This is a genomic window from Streptomyces sp. NPDC054841, assembly GCF_053611045.1.
The window spans coordinates 1-6,541 of the sequence record NZ_JBSGZO010000462.1 but is presented as its reverse complement, the minus strand read 5'-3'; the positions used below and the strand labels follow the sequence as shown (position 1 = coordinate 6,541).

5 protein-coding genes and 2 pseudogenes are annotated in these 6,541 nt (G+C 71.2%); 5 read left to right on the top strand and 2 right to left on the bottom strand.

The features are described 5' to 3' along the window. Positions 1 to 96: 96 nt before the first annotated feature. Positions 97 to 522, bottom strand: a pseudogene (locus ACWGI8_RS36640) (hypothetical protein); the annotation flags it as partial. Positions 523 to 642: 120 nt separating this feature from the next. After that, the gene (locus ACWGI8_RS36635) at positions 643 to 1,959 is read right to left on the bottom strand and encodes a diacylglycerol/lipid kinase family protein (RefSeq protein ID WP_453667741.1); all 1,317 of its coding nucleotides are present in this window, start codon (positions 1,957 to 1,959) and stop codon (positions 643 to 645) included. A 145-nt stretch (positions 1,960 to 2,104) separates the two neighbouring features. Here ACWGI8_RS36635 and ACWGI8_RS36630 point away from each other — a divergent pair, with 145 nt between their 5' ends. The 5 genes and pseudogenes from ACWGI8_RS36630 to ACWGI8_RS36610 all read left to right on the top strand — a co-directional run. Beyond that, positions 2,105 to 4,861 carry a LuxR C-terminal-related transcriptional regulator gene (locus ACWGI8_RS36630; protein ID WP_453667740.1) on the top strand — a complete coding sequence of 919 codons (2,757 nt, stop codon included), beginning with the start codon at positions 2,105 to 2,107 and terminating at the stop codon, positions 4,859 to 4,861. 145 nt (positions 4,862 to 5,006) lie between these two features. After that, the gene (locus ACWGI8_RS36625) at positions 5,007 to 5,204 is read left to right on the top strand and encodes a hypothetical protein (RefSeq protein ID WP_453667738.1); all 198 of its coding nucleotides are present in this window, start codon (positions 5,007 to 5,009) and stop codon (positions 5,202 to 5,204) included. 127 nt (positions 5,205 to 5,331) lie between these two features. Then, positions 5,332 to 5,739 (top strand): SHOCT domain-containing protein, encoded by a 408-nt coding sequence (locus ACWGI8_RS36620; protein WP_453667737.1) that lies wholly within the window; start codon positions 5,332 to 5,334, stop codon positions 5,737 to 5,739. A gap of 24 nt (positions 5,740 to 5,763) precedes the next feature. Continuing rightward, positions 5,764 to 6,171 carry a DUF7144 family membrane protein gene (locus ACWGI8_RS36615; protein ID WP_453667735.1) on the top strand — a complete coding sequence of 136 codons (408 nt, stop codon included), beginning with the start codon at positions 5,764 to 5,766 and terminating at the stop codon, positions 6,169 to 6,171. Between the two features lie 93 nt (positions 6,172 to 6,264). Then, positions 6,265 to 6,541 (top strand): annotated as a pseudogene (locus ACWGI8_RS36610) (ABC transporter permease); the annotation flags it as partial.

Sequence of the window (6,541 nt, the reverse complement as noted above, 5' to 3'; positions counted from 1 at the left end):
CCTTGCAGTCGACTTCTTCCGCTCCGGCAGAGCAATCAACCCCCGCACATCCGCCGGCGCGGCTTCCCACCGGACAATGACGCACCACGCCGGTGTCTACGGCCGTTCGAAACCCTGCAGCACGCCGCCGACGGAGAAGCACAACGCACCTGTGAGAGTCCCCCAGTTGGCGACGCTGCGTTCACCAGGCTTCCTGTGCCCCGCACGGTGAAGTCCGCAAGCGCTGCGACGAAGAACAGTACGGATCCCAGCTGATTGACGGCCACGATCCACCAGCCGAGGTCGTGTGCGCGAACGGCCAGGCCGGCCGTGGCACACCTCGACCAGCGCGAGATGGCCGGAGATGAGGAACAGCAGGCAGCCGACGATGTCGGGAGCCCAGATCAGCCGGTTCGCCTGCTGGGCGGAGAGCCCCTGGAGGAACGAGTCCAGCAGATTGACCCCGAACACGACCGTACCGGCGAAGAGTACGAGGGTGCTGAGCCAGTCGATCCGCATCGGCTCGTAGCTCCACCATCTCCAGCCCAGACCGCGATGCCGCCCTCGGCGAGGCGCCAGGTCAGCCTCGTCGTGAACGGGCCCGCGCCTTCGGTGAGCTCCTCGGTGTGACCCACGCGTCAAGCGTAGTGAGCTCGGCGCACATCAGCGCGAGAGAGCCAGCATCCCCAGCCGGCGCCAGTCCAGCCGCGGCCGGGCGCGGGGCACACCCGGCCGGTGGCGCGGCACCCGTACCCGCAGCGCCCCGGGCCTGATCGTGCAACGCACCGGAGTGGGCAGGACGAGCGCCTCGCCGTCCACGCCCACGTACACCTCGGGCGCCTCGGCGTCCACGACGACCTCGCGGGCGGTGAGGACGGTCAGCCCTGGCGACCGGTCACCGCGCAGCAGCCCGGCCGCCTGCGCCGCGCTGTCGACCGTGATGCTCATGACACCGAGCACACCGGTGTCCAGCCGGTCCCGGCGCGCGACCGACGCCCGGTCGCCGGGCCGATAGGGGTTGTTGCTCACGAGTACGGCCTGCGGGGCGTCCAGCGTGACATCCGCGGCCCGTACCGTCAGCCGCGACCCTGCCCGGTGCGTCAGCACATCCGGGAAAAGCTGGAGGATCGTGCCCACCTTGTCGTCGCGGTACGCGTCGCTCTGCACCACCGCCGCATAGGCGCCGAACGATGCGTTGTTGACGAACACCCGGTCACCGATCATGCCGAGGTCGATCAGCAACTCGACTCCGTCCGTCAGGGCGTCCAGGGCCGCCGAGGGATCGTCCCGGTCGAGCCCGAGGTCCAGGGCGAAGTGGTTCCTGGTGCCGGCGGGGATCACGACGAACGGGATGCCGTGCTCCGCCGCAACGGCGGCGACCAGCGCCTGGGTGCCGTCCCCTCCGGCAACTCCGAGGAGATCCGCGCCCCCGGCGACGGCCTCGCGCGCGAGCGCGGCGACATCGCTCGGCCGGGCCGGATCCAGCATCACGGTCCTGGCCCCGCCGCGCTCCGCCTTCTCCCGCAGCCCGAACCGCTCCACCTTGCCCCCGCCCGAGCGCGGATTCATGATCAGGAACGGCCGTACGGGGCGGGGCGCCGCGACCGCGTGCTGCCCCTTCCGCCCGGCGCTCACCGAGAGCGCCTCCCACCCGGCACCGACGGCGACTGCCCCAAGGACGAGACAGAGCACGAGTACCCACAACAGCCCCGAGCGGACATGCAGCCAGATCACCGCCACGGGCGCCGCCACGGCCAGGACGACGGCGCAGGCCCGCACCAGCCCCCGCCGGGTGAGCGCCCACCACAGTGCCGCCGCCGTCACGGCCGTCCCGGCAAGCGTCACCGCCGCCAGCCCGATGGCTCTCAGTCCCGCGGCGAACACGAGCACGACGACTGCCGCGACCGCGGCGGCGATCGCCAGCCGTGCGGCCCAGCGCTGCACACGGACCCTACGTGCCGTTCCACCGTCGCCGTCCATGACACCTCCGGTGCAGTGAGCCCTATGGCTATTAGCTATTCCACAACCGCGGGAGGCGAGGCGCCTCCCGCGGTCCGCCGTTGGCGATCATGACGGGGCGCTGGGATCATCAACCCGTGGACCGACGGCACGGCGGTAGAAACCCATGGCCGAGGACGCCGAGCTGAACCCGAGCGGCGATCCGCTGCTCGTGGCGAAGTTCGCGGTACCCGCCATACCCCCCGCCTTCGTGGCCAGGAAACGCCTCCTGGACCGGCTCACGGAGGGCACCCAGGGCCCGCTGACCGTGATCACCGGCCCGGCGGGCGCGGGCAAGACCACGGTCGCCGCTTCGTGGCAGCAGACGGAGTCGGCTCCCGGTCCGGTCGTGTGGCTCACCGTGGAGAGCGACGACAACGCTCCGGGCGTGTTCTGGGCGTACGTCCTCGGCGCGTTCCGCTACCACCAGGTACCGCTGCCCGACGGCGTCGGCAGCCCCTTGCGGGCCGGCAACGTCGACCATTCCCTCATCGTCCGGCTCGCGTCCGCGCTGGCGCAGTTGCCCCGGCCCGTCGTCCTCGTCCTCGACGGGTTCGAACAGGCCGCCTCGCGGGAGGTGGCCGCGGATCTGGAGTTCGTCCTCGCCCACGCGGGACCGTCCCTGCGGCTCGTCCTCATCGGCCGGGTCGATCCGGCGCTCCCGCTGCACCGCTACCGGGCCGAGGGCCGGATCTACGAGATCCGCCGATCCGAGCTGGCGTTCACCCCGCCCGAAGCCACTCAGCTGCTGCGCCGCCACGGGCTGACTCCCTCCCCGGAGAGCGTCGGCGCACTCACCGAGCGGACCGAGGGCTGGGCCGCCGGCCTCAGGCTGTGCGCCCTCGCCATGCGACGGGCGCAGGACCCGGAAGAAGCAGAGCACTTCGCCCAGTCCTTCGCCGCGTCCCAGAACGCCGTCGCCGACTACCTGATGGCCGAAGTCCTCGACGCCCAGCCCACCACGACGCAGGAACTGCTCGTACGGACCAGCATCCTGTCCCACATCCACCCGCGGCTCGCCGACGCCCTCACCGAGCGCGAGGACGCTGCGCCGACGCTTGCCCAGCTCGCCCGTGAGAACGCCTTCGTCGAGCCGATCGGCGACACTTCCTGGTACCGCTGCCATCCGTTGTTCGCCGAGGTCCTCCGCGCCCATCTGCGCAGCCGGTTCCCCGCCCTGGAAACGCGACTGCACCTGCGCGCGGCACACTGGCTCGCCGGTCACGACCGGCTGACCGAGGCGCTCGAACACGCCTGCGCGGCGGGCGACTGGCAGTACGCCGCCGGCCTGGTCGTCGACCATCTCGCGATCGGCCGGTTCCTCACCGGTCCGGACAGCCATCGGCTCGTACGGCTGTTCGGGGACATGCCCGCGGGCGTTTGCGGTACCGGCCCGGCCCTCGTCGCGTCGGCCTGCGCACTCGCCCGCGGCGACACCCACGAGAGCCGCAAACAGCTCGACGGGGCGTACGCACCGATGGGCGACGACGAGGCCGAGGCCGAAGCCGAGGGCCGGGGAACGGAGCGGCAGCTCACGCGCGCGCTGCTCCGCCTCCTCACCGGCGGGGACACGGCCACGGACGCTGACGCCGACAGGGAAACGGACACCGGCGCGGACACGGACGCCGGCGGCGCGGGCTCCGCGTCGCCGTACGTTCCGGACCGTGAGGTACGCGCGTTCATGGCGCACGTGCCCCCGGCCCGGCTGGAGCAGCATCCCGAGATCGAGGCGCTGTGCTGCTACGGCCGGGCGCGCGCACTCCTCGCCGCAGGCCACCGCTCCGAGGCACGGGAGGCGTTCCACGCGGCGCTGACCGCCGCCGACGGCGAGCAGACCCGGACGGTCCGCTACCACTGCCTGGGTGCCCTCGCCCTCACCGAGTCGGTCGACGGAATGCTGCGCGACGCCGAGACACACGCCAGGCAGGGGCTGAAGGCCGCCGAGGAACACGGTATCCCCGTCGACCACCGCACCGGGCTGTGCCATCTCGCGCTGGCCGCCGTCGCCTCCGACCGGGGTGACCTCCAGGGCGCGCGCCGGCATCTCGACGCCGCGGTCTGCTCCGGCGCGTCCGACTCGGATCCACTGGGTTCCGCCGAAGCCGTCGTCCTGCGCTCCCGTATCGAACTCGCGAACGGGCGGACGGCGGCGGCTCTGACCGTGCTCGACGCCGTGCCCGTGTCCCCGGGAGGAACGCCCTTCGCCGCTGACGAGGCGGCGCGCCGGGTCGCCGTGGCCCGCTCCGCCGTTCACCTGGCGCGCGGTGACCCGCAGGCGGCCCTCGCGGCACTGTGCCGCTCGCCCCGCGGCGGATCCGACTGCACCGTCGCGTCGGCGGCCGCCCATCTGGCGGCCGGAGACACCGAGCGTGCGCGCCGTCTGCTGGCCCCGCTCGCCAACGGAGCGAAACCCTGTCCCGCCGACGGGGTCCGCGCCCGGCTGCTCCTGGCCCGGGCCGCGGTCGCCGAGGAGGACACCGCGCACGCGGTCGTGCTCGTCGGCCAGGCCCTGCACACCGCGCGCCGGCAACTGCTGCGCGCCCCGTTCACGGAGAGCGGACCCTGGCTGCGGCATCTGCTCGCCCGCACGCCGGAACTCGCCGCCGCGCACGCCTGGCTGACCAAAGACCCCCCGGACGCCGACGGACGGCCGGGCGCCGCGCCTGCCCGCGACGGCTCGCCCCTGCTCGTGGAGGACCTCAGCCGGCGGGAACGCGATGTGCTGCGGCACGCCGCGCAGATGATGTCGACCGAGGAGATCGCCACGGAGATGTTCCTGTCCGTCAACACCGTCAAGACGCATCTGAAGAGCATCTACCGCAAGCTTTCCGTGTCCCGCCGCGGCGAGGCGGTGCGGCGCGCCCGGGACGCCGGTCTGCTGTGAGGCCCGATCGAAGTGACCGGCAGGTCCGCGGTGACGCCGGTCTGCTGTGACGCGGTGGGCGGGTCACCTCACCCGGGTGATGTGCCGGCGCCGTCCGGCACGGACGATGCCCGAAGAGCCCCTATTCCCACGGGGAAGTGCGCGCATGCGATACGAGTTCCGCGTCACCGGTCACCTGTCTCCGGCCCTCGCCGGTGCGTTCCCCGAGCTGGACGAGGCGACGGTGCCCGAGGAGACCGTCCTGTTCGGCCCGGTGACCGACGAGGCCCATCTGTACGGACTGCTCGTCCGGTTCCAGGACCTCGGCCTGCATGTCGTGGAAATGCGTCGGCTGCCCGACTGATGCAGGCGACCGCTGATGCGGGCGTCCGTCGATTCACCCCTGTGGGGTGAGGGATCCGCCGCGGTGCTGTCCGACACTGACGGCGAGCGGGCGCCAGACGTCCGACGGCAACGGCAGGAGGACGGCGATGTACGGCACTGTCTACCTCGCGTACGACTATCCGGTTCTGGGCGCGTTCTGGACCGTGATGTGGATCTTCCTCTGGGTCATGTGGTTCCTGCTGCTCTTCCGGGTCATCGTGGACATATTCCGCGACCACGACATGAACGGATGGGCCAAGGCGGCATGGCTGCTCTTCGTACTGATCATCCCGTTCCTCGGTGTCCTGGTCTACGTGATCGTGCGCGGCAAGGACATGGGAAGGCGCGAGATCCAGCAGGCGCGGGACCAGCAGGCAGCCATGGACGAATACATCAGGCAGACCGCCAAGGGCGCCGGCCCCGGCGACGACCTGGCCAAACTCTCCGAACTCAAGGCCAAGGGAGACCTGACCGAGGAGGAGTTCCAACGGGCCAAGGCGAAGCTCCTGAGCTGAGCCACCCAAACACGAGGGGACATCATGAACCAGACCAAGACATACTCCGAGGGCCACAAGCCCCTGGTCGGCGGGCTGGTGACGTTCGCCGGAGTCATGCTGATCGTCGCCGGAATCCTCGATCTCTTCCGGGGAATCATGGCGATCGCCAAGGACGACATCTACGTCACAACGCCCCGCTACGTGTTCCGCTTCGACCTCACGGCCTGGGGCTGGATCCACCTGATTCTCGGCGTCATCGCCATCGTGGTGGGCTTCAGCCTCTTCCAGGCGACTCTGTGGTCCCGGATCGCGGGCATCATCCTCGCGGGGCTGCTGCTGATCGCCAACTTCCTCTCCCTGCCGTACTACCCACTGTGGTCCCTCGTCGCGATCGCGATCTACATCGCCATCATCTGGGCCCTGTGCGTCGTGCGACCGGAAGAAGAGTGACAGGTGAGGGAGGCGGCCGGCCACAGGGCCGCCTCGTTCACGAACAGGCGAGCCCAACGGGCGCACCCGCGCCCTGCGGGCTGAAATGAACAGGTGACGGCGACTCCCGACGACTGCCTCGCGCGCAACGACTGGATCTGCGGTGAGTACCTCTCCACGCGCAGCGAGATTCTCAGGGAGGCGGTCCTCCAGCACCTTCAGCTGACCTTCGTCTCCGTCGGTCTGGGACTGCTGCTCGCCGTACCCCTCGCCGTCGCGGGCCGGGGCTGGGGGCGGGGCCCCCGGCCCGGCCACGGACTGGCCTCGATCCTCTACACGAACCCCGCGCGCGCGCAGTTCTCGCAGCAGGAGCCCCTGTGCGGCCAGTCCG

What these genes read in the sequence shown, in the direction of transcription:
- ACWGI8_RS36635 (WP_453667741.1), bottom strand. Translation starts at nt 1,959, where the DNA reads ATGGACGGCGACGGTGGAACGGCACGTAGGGTCCGTGTGCAGCGCTGG.
- ACWGI8_RS36630 (WP_453667740.1), top strand. Translation starts at nt 2,105, where the DNA reads ATGGCCGAGGACGCCGAGCTGAACCCGAGCGGCGATCCGCTGCTCGTG.
- ACWGI8_RS36615 (WP_453667735.1), top strand. Translation starts at nt 5,764, where the DNA reads ATGAACCAGACCAAGACATACTCCGAGGGCCACAAGCCCCTGGTCGGC.
- ACWGI8_RS36625 (WP_453667738.1), top strand. Translation starts at nt 5,007, where the DNA reads ATGCGATACGAGTTCCGCGTCACCGGTCACCTGTCTCCGGCCCTCGCC.
- ACWGI8_RS36620 (WP_453667737.1), top strand. Translation starts at nt 5,332, where the DNA reads ATGTACGGCACTGTCTACCTCGCGTACGACTATCCGGTTCTGGGCGCG.